The organism is Thiohalospira halophila DSM 15071 (genome assembly GCF_900112605.1).
Classification (GTDB): domain Bacteria; phylum Pseudomonadota; class Gammaproteobacteria; order Thiohalospirales; family Thiohalospiraceae; genus Thiohalospira; species Thiohalospira halophila.
This window is the reverse complement of the sequence record NZ_FOMJ01000010.1, coordinates 11948-27765: the sequence shown is the minus strand read 5'-3', so window position 1 is coordinate 27765 and position 15818 is coordinate 11948. Positions and strand designations below refer to the sequence as shown.

Below are 15818 nucleotides of genomic sequence, written 5' to 3'. Positions count from 1 at the left end.
GTGCATGTCGGAAATGACCGTCAAAGATTTCGCCCAGCAGGTCGGCGTCCCGGTGGACCAGCTCCTGGAGCAGTTCGAGGCCGCCGGCATCGAGGCCCGTAGCGCGGAAGACACGGTCAGCGAGGAGGACAAGGGCAAGCTCCTGACCCATCTTCGCTCCAAGCGGGAGGGGGAGGAGTCCGACGGTACGCCACGGAAGGTCACCCTCAAGCGCAAGAAGACCAGCGAGCTGCGCCAGGGTGGCGGCAAGGGCGTGACCGTCGAGGTCCGCAAGAAGCGCACCTACGTCAAGCGCTCCGCCATCGAGGAAGAGGAGCAGCAGAAGCGCGAGGCCGAGGAGGCCGAGCGCGCGAAGGCGGAGGAAGAGGAGCGCAAGCGGCGCGAGGCCGAGGAGGCCGAGCGCGCCGCGGCCGAGACCCCCGAGCCGGAGGAGGCCCCGGCCGAAACCGCCGAGGAGGCTCCGGAAGAGCCGGCCGAGCCGCAGCTGACCCCGGAGGAGATCCAGCGTCAGGCGGAGGAAGAGGCCCGCCGCAAGGAGGAAGAGGCGCGCAAGGAGGCGGAGCGGCGTGCCGAGGAAGAGCGCGAGCGGCGCGAGGCCGAGAAGGAGAAGCCGCTGGAGAACACCGGCAGTGGCAAGCCCGGAAAGGGCGGCAAGGGTGGCAAGGCCGCGAAGGGCCGCACCCAGCAGAATCAGAAGGGTGGTCGCCGCAAGGGTGGCCGCCGCGGTGGCCGCGAGGAGTCGACCGAGCACGGCTTCGAGAAGCCCAGCAAGCCGGTCATCCGTGAAGTGGAGATCCCCGAGACCATTACCGTGGGCGACCTGGCCCAGCGCATGTCGGTCAAGGCGGCCGAGGTCATCAAGTTCATGATGAAGATGGGCAACATGGTGACCATCAACCAGTCTCTGGACCAGGATACCGCCTACCTGGTGGTCGAGGAGATGGGCCACAAGCCCAAGCTGGTCAAGGAGAACGAGCTCGAGGAGTCCCTGCTCGCGGAGGCCAGCCAGGCCGAGGGCGAGCAGGTCCACCGGGCGCCGGTGGTCACCGTCATGGGCCACGTCGACCACGGCAAGACCTCGCTGCTCGATTACATCCGCCGCACCAAGGTGGCCTCCGGTGAGGCGGGGGGTATTACCCAGCACATCGGCGCCTACCACGTCGAGACCGATCGCGGCATGGTTACCTTCCTGGACACCCCGGGCCACGAGGCCTTTACGGCCATGCGTGCACGCGGTGCGGACGCGACGGATATCGTCGTCGTGGTGGTTGCCGCGGACGACGGCGTCATGCCTCAGACCAAGGAGGCCATCGAGCACGCCCGGGCCGGCGGTGTCCCGATCATCGTGGCCGTCAACAAGATCGACAAGGAGGGCGCCGATCCGGACCGGGTGAAGAACGACCTGGCCCAGATGGATGTCATCCCCGAGGACTGGGGCGGCGAGACCATGTTCGTCCACGTCTCCGCTCTCGACGGTCAGGGTGTGGAGGACCTCCTGGACTCCCTGCTCCTGCAGGCCGAGGTCATGGAACTCTCCGCGGTGGCCGATGGCCCGGCCCGCGGGCTCGTCATCGAGTCCCGTCTGGACAAGGGCCGCGGTCCGGTGGCCGACATCCTGGTCCAGTCCGGGACGCTGAACCGGGGCGACGTCATCCTCGCCGGCAATGAGTACGGCCGCGTTCGCGCCATGCTCAACGAGGCCGGCGAGAATATCGACAAGGCCGGTCCCTCCATGCCGGTGGAGGTCCTGGGCCTCTCCGGTACGCCCACCTCCGGTGACGAGGTCATCGCGGTGGAGGACGAGCGCAAGGCGCGCGAGGTGGCCGAGGGCCGTCAGGCCCGCGAGCGCGAGCACAAGCTGGCGCGCCAGCAGGCCGCCAAGCTGGAGAACCTCTTCACCAACATGAAGGAGGGCGAGGTCCCGACCCTCAACCTGGTGGTGAAGGCGGACGTCCAGGGCTCGGTGGAGGCCATCGTCGATGCGGTGCAGAAGCTCTCCGGCGAGGAGGCCCAGGCCAAGATCGTCTCCTCCGGCGTGGGCGCGGTGACCGAATCCGACGTGAACCTGGCGCTGGCCTCCGAGGCCATCGTCATCGGCTTCAATGTCCGTGCGGATGCCTCGGCCAAGAAGCTGGTCCAGGAAGAGGGCGTCGACCTCCACTACTACAGCGTCATCTACGACCTGGTGGACGAGGTCAAGCGGGCCATGTCCGGCATGCTCTCCCCCGAGGTCAAGGAGGAGATCGTCGGCACCGCCGAGGTGCGCGATGTCTTCCGGTCGCCCAAGTTCGGCGCCATCGCCGGCTGCATGGTTACGGAGGGCGTGGTTCGCCGTCAGAACCCCATCCGCGTCCTGCGCGAGAACGTCGTCATCTACGAGGGCCAGCTGGAATCGCTGCGCCGCTACAAGGAGGACGTCAACGAGGTCCGGCAGGGTATGGAGTGCGGGATCGGCGTCAAGAACTACAACGACGTGCGCGAAGGGGACCAGATCGAGGTCTACCACCGCGTCGAGGTCGAGCGCAGCCTCTGACCCATGGCGCGTGAATACGGTCGTAACCGGCGCATGGGCGACCAGCTCCAGCGGGAGCTGGCCGATCTCGTGCGCACCCAGGTCAAGGATCCCCGTGCCGAGGGCGTGACCATCTCCGAGGTGGACGTGTCCCCGGACATGCGCAATGCCCGGGTCTACATCGCCCGTCTCGGCGGTGAGGCCGAGGCCATCGAGGAGGCCGTGGAGGCCCTCTCCGGGGCCGCCGGCTTCCTGCGCCGCGAGCTCGGCCGGCGCCTACATGCCCGCCGCATCCCGGAACTGCGCTTCCGCGCCGACACCAGCTTCGACCGTGCTGCCCACCTCTCACGCGTCATCGACGATGCGGTCTCCCGTGATCGCGGCGATGACGATGAGCCCGACGAACAGTCCTGAACCGGAGGTAGTACGTGGGGCGTTCCCGCAAGAAGGGCCGGGATATCACCGGCATCGTGGTCCTGGACAAGCCGAAGGGGTATGGCTCCAACCAGGCCCTGCAGGAGGTCCGGCGGCTCTTTGATGCCCGCAAGGCCGGCCACACCGGAAACCTGGACCCCATGGCGACGGGCGTCCTGCCCATCTGCCTGGGCGAAGCGACGAAGGTCTCGGCCTTCCTCCTGGACGCCGACAAGGGCTACCGCGGAACGATCCGGCTCGGGAGCCGGACCGACACCGGGGATGCCGAGGGCCAGGTGGTGGAGACCGCGCCGGTCCCGAACCTGGACACGGCGACGGTCGAGGCCGTGCTGGAGCGATTCACCGGGACCATCGAGCAGATCCCGCCCATGTACTCCGCGGTCAAGCAGGGCGGACAGCCGCTCTACAAGCTCGCCCGCGAGGGGGAGGAGGTGGAGCGCAAGCCCCGCTCCATCACCATCCACGGCCTGACCCTCCTGGGGCTGGAGGAGGGGGCCGTGGTCCTGGATGTGCAGTGCAGCAAGGGAACCTACGTGCGGACCCTGGCCGAGGAGATCGCCGCCGAGCTTGGGACCGTGGGCCACCTGGAGGCGCTTCAGCGCACCCGGGCGGGCCCCTTCCGGCTGGACCAGGCGGTGACCCTGGAGTCCCTGCGGGAGACCGCCGAGCAGGGGCTGGAGGCGCTGGACGCACGGTTGCTGCCGGCGGAGACCGGCCTCGAGGACTGGCCGGAGGTGCGCCTGTCGGCCACCTCGGCCCGGTACATCCGGCAGGGCCAGGCGGTCATGGTCCCCAATGCGCCCGTGGACGGCTGGGTCCGCCTCTTCGAGGGGGAACAGGCCTTCCTGGGCATCGGCTGTGTCCTCGACGATGGGCGCGTGGCGCCCAAGCGGCTTTTGAACGCGGCCTGAACCTTGTCGGGTCCGGCCGGGCCCGGTATGATCCACAGGCTTTACGAACAGCGAATTCCATCGGGAGTGGCGTCACATCATGTCTCTGAGTGCCGAAAAGAAGAGCGAGATCGTCCGTGAATTCGGACAGGGCGAAGCGGATACCGGGTCCACCGAGGTCCAGGTTGCGCTTCTGACCTCGCGCATCGAGGAGCTCTCCTCGCACTTCAAGACCCATCACAAGGATCACCATTCCCGCCGCGGTCTGCTCAAGATGGTCAGCAAGCGCCGGCGCCTGCTGGACTACCTGCGTCGGCAGGACGTCGAGCGCTATCGCAACCTGATTCAGCGCCTGGGCCTGCGCCGCTAAGCGCCCGCCATGAGCGAAGCCCCCCAGTCCGTGCGCAGGGAGATCCGCTATGGCGACCACGACCTGGTCCTCGAGACCGGCGAGGTCGCCCGCCAGGCCGACGGTGCCGTCATGGTCTCCATGGGAGACACCGTCGTCCTGGTCACCGCGGTGGGACGACCCGAGGCCGACCCCGGCCGGGACTTCTTCCCGCTGACGGTCAATTACCAGGAGCGGACCTATGCCGCCGGGCGCATCCCCGGCGGCTTTTTTCGTCGAGAGGGCCGGCCCAGCGAGAAGGAGACGCTGACCTCCCGGCTCATCGACCGCCCCATCCGGCCGCTCTTCCCGGACGGCTTCACCCACGAGGTCCAGGTCATCGCCACGGTGATCTCCCTAGACCCGGAGGTGGACCCGGACATCCCCTCGCTCATCGGCGCCTCCGCCGCGCTGGCGCTCTCCGGGCTCCCCTTCCAGGGGCCCATCGGCGCCGCTCGGGTGGGCTATAGCAACGGCGAGTACCAGCTCAATCCGGCCTTCTCCGCCCTGGAGGAGTCGGACCTCGACCTGGTGGTGGCGGGGACGGACAGCGCCGTGCTGATGGTGGAATCTGAGGCCTCCGAGCTCTCCGAGGAGACCATGCTCGGGGCGGTGATGTTCGGCCACCGCGCCATGCAGCCGGTGATCGAGGCCATCCGCGAACTGGCCGCCGAGGCGGGGCGCCCGGCCTGGGACTGGCAGCCGGCGGAACGGGATACCGATCTCGACCGGGCCGTGGCCAGCGCCGCCGAAGCGCGGCTTGCCGAGGCCTACGGCCTGGCGGACAAGCAGGAGCGCTCGGCCCGGCTGCGCGAGGTTCGCGCCGCCGTGGTGGACGAACTCGCCGGCGACGGCGACGAGGGCCATGAGGCCGGGGCGGTGAAGGAGGCCCTGGGGGCGCTGGAGAAGCGGCTGGTCCGGGGCCGGATCCTAGCCGGTGAGCCCCGCATCGACGGGCGCGACCTCACCGGTGTACGGCCCATCACCATTCGCACGGGCCTGCTGCCGCGGACCCACGGCTCGGCCCTGTTCACGCGGGGCGAGACCCAGGCCATGGTGGTCACCACGCTTGGCACCAGCCGGGATGCGCAGACCATCGATGCCCTGGAGGGGAAGTATGAAGACAACTTCATGCTCCACTACAACTTCCCCCCCTACTGCGTCGGGGAGACCGGCTTCGTCGGCAGCCCCAAGCGCCGGGAGATCGGCCACGGCCGCCTGGCACGGCGCGGGGTGAGCGCTGTGCTGCCGAAGCAGGACGACTTCCCCTATTCCATCCGGGTAGTCTCGGAGATCACCGAGTCCAACGGCTCCAGCTCCATGGCCAGCGTCTGCGGCACCTCGCTTTCGCTCATGGATGCCGGCGTCCCGGTCAAGGCACCGGTAGCCGGGATCGCCATGGGCCTCATCAAGGAGGGAGAGGACCACGCCGTCATCTCCGACATCCTGGGGGACGAGGACCACCTGGGCGACATGGACTTCAAGGTCGCCGGCACCAACGAGGGCGTCACCGCCCTGCAGATGGACATCAAGATCGACGGCATCACCGAGGCCATCATGGAATCGGCCCTGGAGCAGGCCCGTTCCGGGCGCCTCCATATCCTCGGCGAGATGAATGCCGTCCTCGCGGCCCCGCGCCAGGACATGTCCTCCCACGCCCCGCGCTACATCACCATGCACATCAATCCGGCCCGGATCCGGGATGTCATCGGCAAGGGCGGGTCGGTCATCCGCGGCATCACCGAGGAGACCGGGGCCAACGTGGAGGTGGATGACGACGGCACGGTCCGGATCGCCTCCACCGAGCGCGATGCCGCCGAGGAGGCGCGCCGCCGGATCGAGGAGCTCACCGCCGAGGTGGAGGTGGGCAAGGTCTACGAGGGCCGGGTCGCCAAGATCATGGACTTCGGCGCCTTCGTGACCATCCTCCCGGGCCGGGACGGCCTGGTCCACATCTCCCAGATCTCCGATGAGCGCGTCCAGGACGTCAACGACAAGCTCAGCGAGGGGGAGAACGTCCAGGTGAAGGTCCTGGAGGTGGACAACCAGGGCCGCATCCGGCTGTCCATGAAGGCGGTGGGCAAGGAGTAACGGCGTGGGCCCGGAGGGGCTCGGCGCACTCCCCGGGCTGGGGCTCGCCGTCTTCCTCGGGCTGCTGGTCGGCATCGAGCGCGGCTGGCAGGCCCGGGAGTCGGAGGAGGGGGCCCGGACCGCCGGGATCCGGACCTTCGCCCTCACCGGACTCCTGGGCGGCCTTACCGGCCTCCTGGTCGACTCCCTGGACGCGCCCGTCCTCCTTGGCCTCGCCTTCCTGGCCGTGGCCCTGTTCCTCGGCTTCGCCCTTCAGCAGCGCTGGCAGCGCTATGCCGACGCCGGCGCCACCACCCTGGTGGCGGCCCTGGTGGTCTTCCTCCTGGGGGCGCTGGCGGCCCTGGGGCGGCCTGTCGAGGCCGCAGCCGGGGCGGTGGTCACCACGGTCCTGCTCTCCCTGAAGCCGACCCTCCACGGCTGGCTCCGCCGGCTGGAGGACCGCGAGCTCCACGCGGCGCTGAAGCTGCTGGTGATCTCCGTGGTCCTGCTCCCCCTGCTCCCGGATCAGGGCTACGGTCCGTGGGGTTCCCTCAATCCCTACAACCTCTGGTGGCTGGTGGTCCTCATCGCCGGCCTCGGCTTCGCCGGCTACGTCGCCATGCGGGTGGTGGGGCCGGGACGGGGACTCCTGGTCACCGGCCTGCTGGGGGGAGTGGTCTCCTCGACGGCGGTGACGCTCCAGCTTTCCCGGATCGCCCCGCGTGGCGAAGGGCTCTACACGGTGGCGGCGGGGGCCATCGTCATCGCCTGCACCACCATGTTCCCCCGGATGGCGGTGGAGATCGGGATCGTCCATCCCGGCCTGCTCTGGCAGGCGGCGCTGCCCCTGGGGCTGGTGACCGCTGCCGGGGTGGCCGGGGCAGTCTGGCTCTGGTGGCGGCGCCGGGGCGATAGTGTGCCGGGCGAGGCGCCGCGACTGACCAATCCCATGGAACTCGGCCCGGCCCTGCAGTTCGCCGGACTCCTCGCCGCTGTCACCCTGCTCGCCGAGGCGGCCCGGCGGTGGCTGGGGGACGCCGGGCTCTACGCCCTGGCGGCCGCCTCCGGCATCGCGGACGTGGATGCCATCACCCTCTCCCTGGCCGGGATGGCGCGGGAGGACCTGTCCGGCGAGGTGGCGGTACGGGCCATGCTCCTGGCGGCCCTGGTGAATACCGTGGTAAAGGGAGCCATGGCGGCGGCGGTGGGCGGCGCGGCGCTGGGTCGGCGCGTGGCGGTGCCTTTCGCGGCCATGGCCATCGCCGGTCTGGCCGGGTTGTTCCTGATCTAGGCAAAGTCTCGTTGCTCCCCCTTGAAAAAATTTAGACTCGTTCCAAACTGATTGAGGAACGGCGGGGGAATGGCCGCCCGCCGCAGACCTGAACACTTACGGACCAAGCAAGAGGGAGCATTCAATGGCACTTCATCTGGGTGACACCGCACCGGACTTCGAGATCGACTCCACGCAGGGCAGGATCAAGTTCCACGACTGGATCGGCGATTCCTGGTGCTTCTTCTTCAGCCATCCGGCGGACTTCACGCCGGTGTGCACCACCGAGATGGGCCGTACGGCCCAGCTGGCCAAGGAGTTCGAGGCGCGCAATACCAAGCCGCTGGGCCTCTCCACGGACACCGTGGAGGAGCACAATAAGTGGATCTCGGACGTCAACGAGACCCAGAACACCGACCTGCAGTTCCCCATCGTTGCCGACGCCGACAAGAAGATCTCGGAGCTCTACGAGATGATTCACCCCGGCGAGAGCAGCACGGCGGCGGTGCGCTCGGTCTACATCATCGACCCGAACAAGAAGATCCGGCTGATGATGACCTACCCCATGCAGGTGGGCCGCAACTTCGACGAGATCCTGCGGGTCATCGACTCCCTGCAGCTGGGCGACGCCAACGGCGTTGTCACGGGGGCCGACTGGCAAAAGGGCGACAAGGTCATCATCCCGCCCACGCTGAGTAACGAGGAGGCCCAGCAGAAGTTCCCGCAGGGCTTCGAGGAGCTCAAGTCCTATCTGCGGCTGACCGAGATCAAGTAGGCGCGCAGTCCGGAGCCGGTCCGCTGGACCGGCTTCAGGGGCACCATCGCACCGAAAGAGGCCCCGCCAGCTCTGGTCTGGCGGGGCCTCTTGCATTTTCAAGGGCGGGCGGTGCGTTTCCCTGCTGCCGACCACCTGGCAGCAGGGAAACGCACCGCCCGCAGGTTTCGTTCAGGGCCCCCGCTACGTGGTGAGATAGTGGACGCTGAACAGCTCCTCCGGGTCGGTCCAGACCCGGCGGGGGGCGAAGCCGGCGGAGCGCCCCAGGTCCTGGAACTCCTCCACGGTGTACTTGTAGGAGCACTCCGTGTGGATGGTCTCGCCGTCCTCGAACTCGAAGAGCTCCCCACCCAGCTCGATGCGCTGGGGGCCCTGGCTGGCCAGGTGCATCTCCACCCGGCCGGCGTCCGGGTTGTAGAAGGCGCGGTGGGCGAAGCCGTCGGGGTCCAGCTCGGCGCCCAACTCCTCCCGCAACCGCAGCAGCAGGTTGTGGTTGAAGGCGGCGGTGACCCCGGCGGCGTCGTTGTAGGCGGCGTTCAGGATGGCGGGGTCCTTCTTGAGGTCGACGCCGATGAGCAGGCCCGCCCCGGTGCCCAGGGCGGCGGCCAGGCGGGCGAGGACCGCCCGCGCCTCCTCCGGGTGGAAGTTGCCGATGCTCGAGCCGGGGAAGAAGGCCAGCGGCCTCGGGCCGCCGGGGTCCAGGGGCAGGTCGAAGTCCCGGGAGTAGTCCACGCAGGCGGCCCGGACGTCCAGCCACGGGTAGTCGGCGGCCAGCCGTTCGGTGCACTCGCGCAGGAAGTCCCAGGAGATATCGGCGCCCAGGTAGCCCGCCGGCTCCAGGGCGTCCAGCAGGAGCCGGACCTTGCGCGCGGCGCCGGCGCCCATCTCCACCAGCAGGGTGTCGCGGCCGGCCAGCTCGGCGACCTCCGCGCGGATGGTCTCCAGGATGGCCATCTCGGTGCGGGTGGGGTAGTACTCCGGCTGCTCGCAGATGGCGTCGAACAGCCGCGAGCCGCGCTCGTCGTAGAAGAACTTGGGCGAGAGGCCGCGAGGGCGGGCGCGCAGGCCCGCCAGGGCAGCCTCCAGGAGTTCGGCGCGGCCGGCATCGTCGGCCGGCCCGAGGTCGTGAGCGGTCTCGTTCATAGGTCCTCCGCCAGGCGCAGGCCGGTGAACTGCCAGCGCTCGTGGGGGTAGAAGAAGTTCCGGTAGGTGGCACGCAGATGGTCGGCGGGGGAGACGCAGGAGCCGCCGCGCAGGACCATCTGGTTGCACATGAACTTGCCGTTGTACTCGCCCATGGAGCCCTCCAGGGGCCGGAAGCCGGGGTAGGGGGCGTAGGGGGAGGCGGTCCACTCCCAGACGTCGCCGTAGAGCTGCACCAGGCCCTCGCCGGCGGGAGCGGCCACCGGCTGGAGCTGGCCGGAGTCGCGGAAGTGGCCGCTCACCGGCCGCGCCGCGGCCGCCACCTCCCACTCCGCCTCGCTGGGGAGCCGCTTGCCGGCCCAGCGGGCGTAGGCGTCGGCCTCGTAGAAGCTGATGTGGGTCACCGGGGCGTGCTCGTCCACCGGCTCCGGGCCGGCCAGGGTCATGGTCTGCCACTGGCCGTCGATGCGCTCCCAGTAGAGGGGGGCCTCCCAGCCCAGCTGATTCACGGTGGCCCAGCCGTCGGCCAGCCACAGCTCCGGTCGGCGGTAGCCGTCGTCGGCGATGAAGGCCAGGAATTCGCCGTTGGTCACCGGCCGGCTGGCCAGCCGGTGGCCGTGAAGGAGGGTGCGGTGGCGCGGCGTCTCGTTGTCGTAGGCGAAGCCGTCGCCGCCATGGCCGATCTCGTGGATCTCCTCGGCGCCCTCGTGCCACGTCAGGGCCGGGGCGGGGCGGTCCGGTCGCGCTGGCGCGGCGGCGTAGGCCGGCCGCAGGGGGTTGTGGGCGAAGATGTGCTTGATGTCGGTATAGAGCAGCTCCTGGTGCTGCTGCTCGTGCTGCAGGCCCAGCTCCACCCGGCGGGCGATCTCGGGCAGCCGCCCCTCGTCGGCCTCGGCGAGGAGGCCCTCCATGGCGGCGTCCACCCAGGCCCGGTAGCGCATCACCTCGGCCACGGTGGGCCGTGCCAGAAGCCCGCGTTCCGGCCGGGGATAGGGGCTTCCCACCGTCTCGTAGTAGGAGTTGAAGAGGTGGTCGAACCCCGGATGGAAGAGCCGGTAGTCCGCGGCAAAGGGCCGCAGGAGGAAGGTCTCGAAGAACCAGCTCACGTGGGCCAGATGCCACTTGGGCGGGCTCACGTCGGGCATGGTCTGGATGCAGTGGTCCTCGATTTCCAGGGGGGCGCAGATGGCCTCGGAGTCGGCGCGAACCCGGCGATAGCGCTCGGCCAGGGTGTCGCGGTCGCTACCGGCGACCTCCACGGGCTGGGGCTGTGCGGTCATGGCGGTTCCGTTGCTGTTCGGGTGGACCGTGGGCGTGGGTGGTTCCCGTTAGATGCTGCTACAAGGGTAGCCCGCTTTCAACGCCGCGCTGTCGGGGTCTTGTAGCGAAAGCTGTCCTTTCAACCAGGCCGGGATGCGGTGCTCGGCATAGTACTGGGGACGGCCGGGGAGGGCGCCCTCCACGAAACCGACGTGGCCGCCGCGGCGGGCGAGTTCCAGGGTGACGGCGGGCGGTAGCTCCCGGGCCGTGGGGATGGCGCCGGGGTCCATGAAGGGGTCATCCAGGGCGTGGAGGATCCGGGTCGGGACGGTGATCCGGCCCAGCCAGGGCCGGCTGCTGGCCCGGGCGTAGTAGTCGTTGGCATCCCGGTAGCCGTGCAGGGGGGCCGTGACGGCGTCGTCGAAGGCGCGGAAGCCGCCCCGGAGCGGCTCCGGGAGCTCGAGCCCCCGGAGCCGGCGCTTGGCCTCCAGGCTGCGCCGCAGCTCCCCCACCAGGCGCCACTGGTAGAGCCGGGAGAAGCCGCGATCCATGCGGGCGGCCGCCCGCTCCAGGCGGAAGGGCACGGAGATGGCGGCCGCGGCCGCCAGGGGGTTGGCAGAGCCGGTTTCCCCCAGCCACTTGAGCAGGGCATTGCCGCCCAGGGACCAGCCGATGGCCGCCAGGGGGGTCTCGGGCTCCCGGGCGCGCAGGTGGGCCACCACCCGGGCGATGTCGTCGGTGGCGCCGGAGTGGTAGCTCCGCGGCAGGCGGTTGGGCTCGCCGCTGCAGCCCCGCCAGTGCATGAAGACCGGGCGCAGGCCGCTCCGGCTCAGGGCGGCCATCATGCCGCGGGCGTACTGGGAGCGCAGGGAGCCCTCCAGCCCGTGCAGGAGCAGGACCCGGGGGGCCGCTGCCGGACCATCCCCGTGGGCCAGGTCGATGAAGTCGCCATCATCCAGCTCCACCCGCTCGGGGCGGGTGGCCACCCGCGGTCGGGGCCGGCAGAGGTGGGGCCACAGGGTCTGGGCGTGGGGGCCGGGGAGCCACCAGGCCGGGCGAAAGGGGCTCGTTTCCAGGGGCAAGGCTACTCCCGATATCGGTTTCAGGGTCTTCTTATCAACAGCTTCGCGGCCGCCGTCAAGGCCTTGACTATCCGCCGTGTCTCTTCTCCACGGAGCATCAGTGCCTTATAGAATCTGCATTTTTATCAGTAACTTACAATTCATGAGCAAGGATCCACCAGATTGGCGTCGGCCCCGCTCTGGTGCGGGCTGAGCCCACGTTCCAACGTTACCTCCACAGGGTTATCCACAGGATGTGTGGAAAAGTTCACCGGTGGTCGCCCGGGCCCGGCGGTGGGTATACTCGAGGCCGAACGGGAGGCGAACGTGGCGAAGCTCAAGGTCGATCTGCACCCCATCTTCAACCGCGGCGAGGCCATCGAATCCGCCCTCCAGCGGGCCATGGACGATGCCGAGGCCAAGCGTATCAAGACCGTGGAGATCATCCCCGGCAAGGGCTCCGGCCAGCTCAAGAAGCGCGTCCTGAAGTTCCTGGACCGCCCGGAGGTCAAGGCGCGCTACCACCGGGTGGACAAGGACGCCAAGAACCACGGCCGCCTCTTCGTCTACTTCCGTTTCTGAGGCCGCCGTGCGCCGCATCCTCCATTGTGACATGGACAGCTTCTTCGCCGCCGTGCACATGCGGGACGAGCCGGCGCTGCGCGAGGTCCCGCTGGTCATCGGCGGCGACCCGGAGGGGCGCGGCGTGGTCTCCACCGCCAATTATGCCGCCCGCGCCTACGGGATCCACTCGGCCCAGCCGGCGGCCACGGCGCGCCGGCTCTGCCCCCATGCCGTCTTCCTGCGCCCGGAGATCGAGCGCTACCGGCAGGAGTCGGAGCGGATCATGGCGATCTTCGCCGATTTCACCGACCGGGTGGAGCCCGCCTCCCTGGACGAGGCGTGGCTGGATGTCACCGACCACCTGGGGCCGGACGGCTCCGCCACCACCGTCGCCCGTGCCATCCGCGAGCGGGTCCGGGTGGAGACCGGGCTGACGGTGAGCATCGGCGTCTCCGCCACGCCCCTGGTGGCCAAGATTGCCTCCGACCAGGACAAGCCCGACGGCCTCACCGTGGTGCCGCCCCATCGCGTCCTCGACTTCCTGGCACCGCTGCCGGTGCGCCGGCTCCACGGCGTCGGTCCGGCCACCGAGCGCACCCTGGCGGAGCTGGGGATCACGACGGTGGCGGAACTGCGCGAACAGCCGCTGGAGGCGCTGGCCGCCGCCCTGGGCCAGTTCGGCGCCACACTGCACGCCTTCGCCCACGGCCACGACGACCGGCCGGTGGGGGAGGAGAAGCGGGCGCGCAAGAGCCTGGGCGTGGAGGATACCTTCCCGCGGGATCTTACCGATCCGGCGGAGCAGGACCGGATCCTGGCCGGCATGGCCGACCACGTGGCCGGGCAGCTGGACCGTCGGGGGCTGGTGGCGCGGACGGTGACCCTCAAGGCGCGCTACCCCGACTTCACCACCGTCACCCGCCGCCAGACCCTGGAGCGGCCCACGGCGGAGGCGGCGACCCTGGGCCACTGGGCGTGTATCCTGCGCACCCGCACCGAGGCCGAGGCGCGCGGCGTCCGCTTGCTCGGCGTCACCGCCAGCGGCCTGGAGCCGGCCCCGGACGCGGAACAACTGGAGCTCTTCTCGGCATGAATGCCCCCGATACCCCCCTGCCACCCCCGGCCATCCGGTCCCGTGCCGTCGATCCCGAACAGCAGGCCGCCCTGGAGGCGGTGGGGGCGACCCCGCTACAGGCGCGGATCCTGGCCGGACGCGGGGTGGCCCCGGAGACCGTGGCCGCCGCCGGCGGGATCGAGGGCTGGTCGGCGCCGGGGCTGGAACAGCTGGACGACCCGGCGACCCTGCCGGATGTCGACGCGGCCGCCGACCGGATCATCGCCGCCCTGGAGGCCGGGGAGACCATCGCCCTGGAGACCGACCACGACGTCGACGGCGTCACCGCCCACGCCGTCCTGCAGGCGGCGCTGGTGGACCTCTTCGGCCACCCGGCGGAACGGGTCCAGTCCTGGATCGGTCATCGCCTGGAGGAGGGCTACGGCCTCTCCGACCCCCTGGCCGACCGGATCCTCGCCGCCGACCGGCGGCCGGACCTGATCATCACCGCCGACAACGGCTCCTCGGACGAGCCGCGGATCGCCCGCCTGGCCGCCGCCGGCATCGAGACCATCGTCACCGACCACCACGCCCTGCCAGCCGAGGGGTCGCCGGCCAGTGCCCTGGCCTGCGTCTCCCCGGCGCGGGTGGACAGCGCCTACCCCGACTCCGCCATCGCCGGGGTCATGGTCGCCTGGCTGCTCATGGCGCGGGTGCGCTCGCGGCTGGCCGAGCGTGGCCATCCCGGGGGGCAGGCGCGCCTGGCCGGGCTCTTGGACTGGGTGGCCCTGGGCACGGTGGCCGATTGCGTCGACCTCGGCGGCTCCCTGAACAACCGCGCCGTGGTCACCGCCGGCCTGCGGCTCATCAACGGCCACCATCGGCCCTGCTGGGCCGCCATCCAGGCGGCGGCCGGCCGTGACGGGGCGGTGGATGCCGGGGATCTGGCCTTCCTCTTCGGCCCGCGCCTCAATGCCCGCGGCCGCCTGGACCACGCCGGGGCGGGGGTACGGCTCCTGCGGGCCCGGGCCGCGGCGGAGCTGGAGGAGCTGGCGGGGCTGGTGGAGGCGGAGAACGAGGCGCGCAAGGGCATCGAGCGGGAGCTGCTGGCCACCGCCCTGGCCGAGGCGCGGCGTCAGTACGCCGCCGGCCGCCGGACCCTGGTGGTCCACCTGCCCGACGGCCACGCCGGCGTCCACGGCATCGTCGCCAGCCGGCTGGTGGAGGCCACCGGTCGCCCAGCCATCTGCCTCTCGCCCCACGCCCGCGACGCCGGGATGGTGGCCGGTTCCGCCCGCAGCGTCCCGGGGTTGCACCTGCGGGATGCCCTCCAGGCCGTGGCCGAGGCCGAGCCGGGGCTCTTCCACGCCTTTGGCGGCCACGCCGCCGCCGCCGGTCTTACCCTGGCCGAGGAGGGGATCGGGCCGCTACGGGAGGCCTTCGAGGCCCATGCGGGGCCGGAGTTGCCGGCGGAGGTCGGCCCCGTGGTGGCCACCGATGGGGCACTGCCGGCGGCGGATTGCAGCCTGGAGACGGTGGCGGAGCTGGCGGCCCTGGCCCCCTTCGGCAACGGCTTTCCCGCCCCGGTGTTCGAGGGTCGGTTCGAGGTGGCCCGGGCGGAGCCCACGCGGGACGGCCGCCACCTGCGGCTGTGGCTGGCCGGTGAGGGGGCCGACGAGCTACCGGGGATCTTCTTCGGTGCCCTGGCCGACGGCGGCCAGGGCTGGCTCCCGGCGCCGGGGGACGCCCTGCGGGTGGCCTTCGCCCTGGAGGCCAACGAGTGGCGCGGCCGCCGCAACGCCCAGGCGGTGGTGCGGGCCATGGAGTCGGTGGGGTTGAATCGTGGTGTGGCTGGCCCATCCTGAGGGAGTCGGTGAAATCGACCGCAATCAGGAGCGCGACCATGATCGAGACCGGTGCCAGCATCCCCTCCGCGACGCTCTACCGCATGGGCGAGAGCGGCCCCGAGCCGGTGGAGTCCACCCGGGCCCTGGGCAGTGGCCGCGTGGTCCTCTTTGCCGTCCCCGGGGCCTTCACCCCGGGCTGCTCCAATACCCATCTGCCCGGATTCGTCACCCGGGAGGACGACCTGCGCGGCCGGGGGGTGGAGACCATCGCCTGCACCGCGGTGAATGATGCCTTCGTCATGGACGCCTGGCAGCGCGACCAGAACGCCCAGGTGCTCACCATGCTGGCCGACGGCAACGCCGATTTCGCCGGTGCCATGGGCATGACGTTTGACGCCAGCGGCATGGGGCTGGGCACGCGCAGCAAGCGCTACGCCCTCATCGCCGAGGATGGCGTGATCCAGTGGCTGGGCGTGGATGCCGGGGGCGGCGTGGACAAGTCCAGCGCCGAGAGCGTGCTGTCGGCGCTGGACGAACTCGGGCGCTGAG

The 15818-nt window shown here is 70.4% G+C and carries 14 protein-coding genes; 11 read left to right on the top strand and 3 right to left on the bottom strand.

The features are described 5' to 3' along the window. Positions 1 to 4 precede the first annotated feature (4 nt). From infB to BM272_RS12020, 7 genes are all read left to right on the top strand, one after another. Complete coding sequence (infB, locus tag BM272_RS12050) at positions 5 to 2533, top strand: translation initiation factor IF-2 (protein ID WP_093429047.1); 2529 nt, start codon at positions 5 to 7, stop codon at positions 2531 to 2533. Between the two features lie 3 nt (positions 2534 to 2536). Beyond that, positions 2537 to 2926, top strand: coding sequence for a 30S ribosome-binding factor RbfA (rbfA, locus tag BM272_RS12045; RefSeq protein ID WP_093429046.1), 390 nt, complete (start codon positions 2537 to 2539; stop codon positions 2924 to 2926). A gap of 14 nt (positions 2927 to 2940) precedes the next feature. Beyond that, positions 2941 to 3858 (top strand): tRNA pseudouridine(55) synthase TruB, encoded by a 918-nt coding sequence (truB, locus tag BM272_RS12040; RefSeq protein ID WP_093429045.1) that lies wholly within the window; start codon positions 2941 to 2943, stop codon positions 3856 to 3858. 79 nt (positions 3859 to 3937) lie between these two features. Continuing rightward, complete coding sequence (gene rpsO, locus BM272_RS12035) at positions 3938 to 4207, top strand: 30S ribosomal protein S15 (protein ID WP_093429044.1); 270 nt, start codon at positions 3938 to 3940, stop codon at positions 4205 to 4207. A 9-nt stretch (positions 4208 to 4216) separates the two neighbouring features. Continuing rightward, positions 4217 to 6316, top strand: coding sequence for a polyribonucleotide nucleotidyltransferase (gene pnp, locus BM272_RS12030; RefSeq protein ID WP_093429043.1), 2100 nt, complete (start codon positions 4217 to 4219; stop codon positions 6314 to 6316). A gap of 4 nt (positions 6317 to 6320) precedes the next feature. Further along, positions 6321 to 7586 carry an MgtC/SapB family protein gene (locus tag BM272_RS12025; protein WP_093429042.1) on the top strand — a complete coding sequence of 422 codons (1266 nt, stop codon included), beginning with the start codon at positions 6321 to 6323 and terminating at the stop codon, positions 7584 to 7586. Positions 7587 to 7710: 124 nt separating this feature from the next. Beyond that, positions 7711 to 8340 (top strand): peroxiredoxin, encoded by a 630-nt coding sequence (locus BM272_RS12020; RefSeq protein WP_093429041.1) that lies wholly within the window; start codon positions 7711 to 7713, stop codon positions 8338 to 8340. Positions 8341 to 8523: 183 nt separating this feature from the next. Here BM272_RS12020 and egtD read toward each other — a convergent pair whose 3' ends face one another. The 3 genes from egtD to BM272_RS12005 are packed head-to-tail and all read right to left on the bottom strand — an operon-like array spanning position 8524 to position 11819. Beyond that, complete coding sequence (gene egtD / locus BM272_RS12015) at positions 8524 to 9483, bottom strand: L-histidine N(alpha)-methyltransferase (protein WP_093429040.1); 960 nt, start codon at positions 9481 to 9483, stop codon at positions 8524 to 8526. Next, positions 9480 to 10763: an ergothioneine biosynthesis protein EgtB gene (gene egtB / locus BM272_RS12010; protein ID WP_093429039.1), complete on the bottom strand. Its 1284-nt coding sequence runs from the start codon at positions 10761 to 10763 to the stop codon at positions 9480 to 9482. Before egtB ends, egtD begins: the two co-directional genes overlap by 4 nt. Positions 10764 to 10811: 48 nt before the next feature. Further along, positions 10812 to 11819: a hydrolase gene (locus BM272_RS12005; protein WP_093429116.1), complete on the bottom strand. Its 1008-nt coding sequence runs from the start codon at positions 11817 to 11819 to the stop codon at positions 10812 to 10814. A 312-nt stretch (positions 11820 to 12131) separates the two neighbouring features. Here BM272_RS12005 and BM272_RS12000 point away from each other — a divergent pair, with 312 nt between their 5' ends. Genes BM272_RS12000 through BM272_RS11985 form a run of 4 tightly spaced genes read left to right on the top strand, consistent with a single transcriptional unit; the run spans position 12132 to position 15817 of the window. Then, entirely contained in the window at positions 12132 to 12386 is a 255-nt protein-coding gene (locus BM272_RS12000; protein ID WP_093429115.1) for a Smr/MutS family protein, read from the top strand. A 7-nt stretch (positions 12387 to 12393) separates the two neighbouring features. After that, positions 12394 to 13461, top strand: coding sequence for a DNA polymerase IV (gene dinB, locus BM272_RS11995; protein ID WP_093429038.1), 1068 nt, complete (start codon positions 12394 to 12396; stop codon positions 13459 to 13461). Continuing rightward, on the top strand, positions 13458 to 15287 hold the full coding sequence (locus BM272_RS11990; protein ID WP_093429037.1) for a single-stranded-DNA-specific exonuclease RecJ: 1830 nt from the start codon (positions 13458 to 13460) through the stop codon (positions 15285 to 15287). The genes dinB and BM272_RS11990 overlap by 4 nt, the downstream gene beginning before the upstream one ends. Before the next feature lie 38 nt (positions 15288 to 15325). Beyond that, a complete protein-coding gene (locus tag BM272_RS11985) occupies positions 15326 to 15817 on the top strand; it encodes a peroxiredoxin (RefSeq protein WP_093429036.1) in 492 nt (163 codons plus the stop codon). Position 15818: the final 1 nt, after the last annotated feature.

Bases quoted from the DNA above. Each gene is read 5' to 3' on its own strand.
- BM272_RS11985 (WP_093429036.1), top strand. From the start codon at position 15,326: ATGATCGAGACCGGTGCCAGCATCCCCTCCGCGACGCTCTACCGCATG.
- pnp (WP_093429043.1), top strand. From the start codon at position 4,217: ATGAGCGAAGCCCCCCAGTCCGTGCGCAGGGAGATCCGCTATGGCGAC.
- egtB (WP_093429039.1), bottom strand. From the start codon at position 10,763: ATGACCGCACAGCCCCAGCCCGTGGAGGTCGCCGGTAGCGACCGCGAC.
- rbfA (WP_093429046.1), top strand. From the start codon at position 2,537: ATGGCGCGTGAATACGGTCGTAACCGGCGCATGGGCGACCAGCTCCAG.
- rpsO (WP_093429044.1), top strand. From the start codon at position 3,938: ATGTCTCTGAGTGCCGAAAAGAAGAGCGAGATCGTCCGTGAATTCGGA.
- BM272_RS12020 (WP_093429041.1), top strand. From the start codon at position 7,711: ATGGCACTTCATCTGGGTGACACCGCACCGGACTTCGAGATCGACTCC.
- egtD (WP_093429040.1), bottom strand. From the start codon at position 9,483: ATGAACGAGACCGCTCACGACCTCGGGCCGGCCGACGATGCCGGCCGC.
- BM272_RS11990 (WP_093429037.1), top strand. From the start codon at position 13,458: ATGAATGCCCCCGATACCCCCCTGCCACCCCCGGCCATCCGGTCCCGT.
- infB (WP_093429047.1), top strand. From the start codon at position 5: ATGTCGGAAATGACCGTCAAAGATTTCGCCCAGCAGGTCGGCGTCCCG.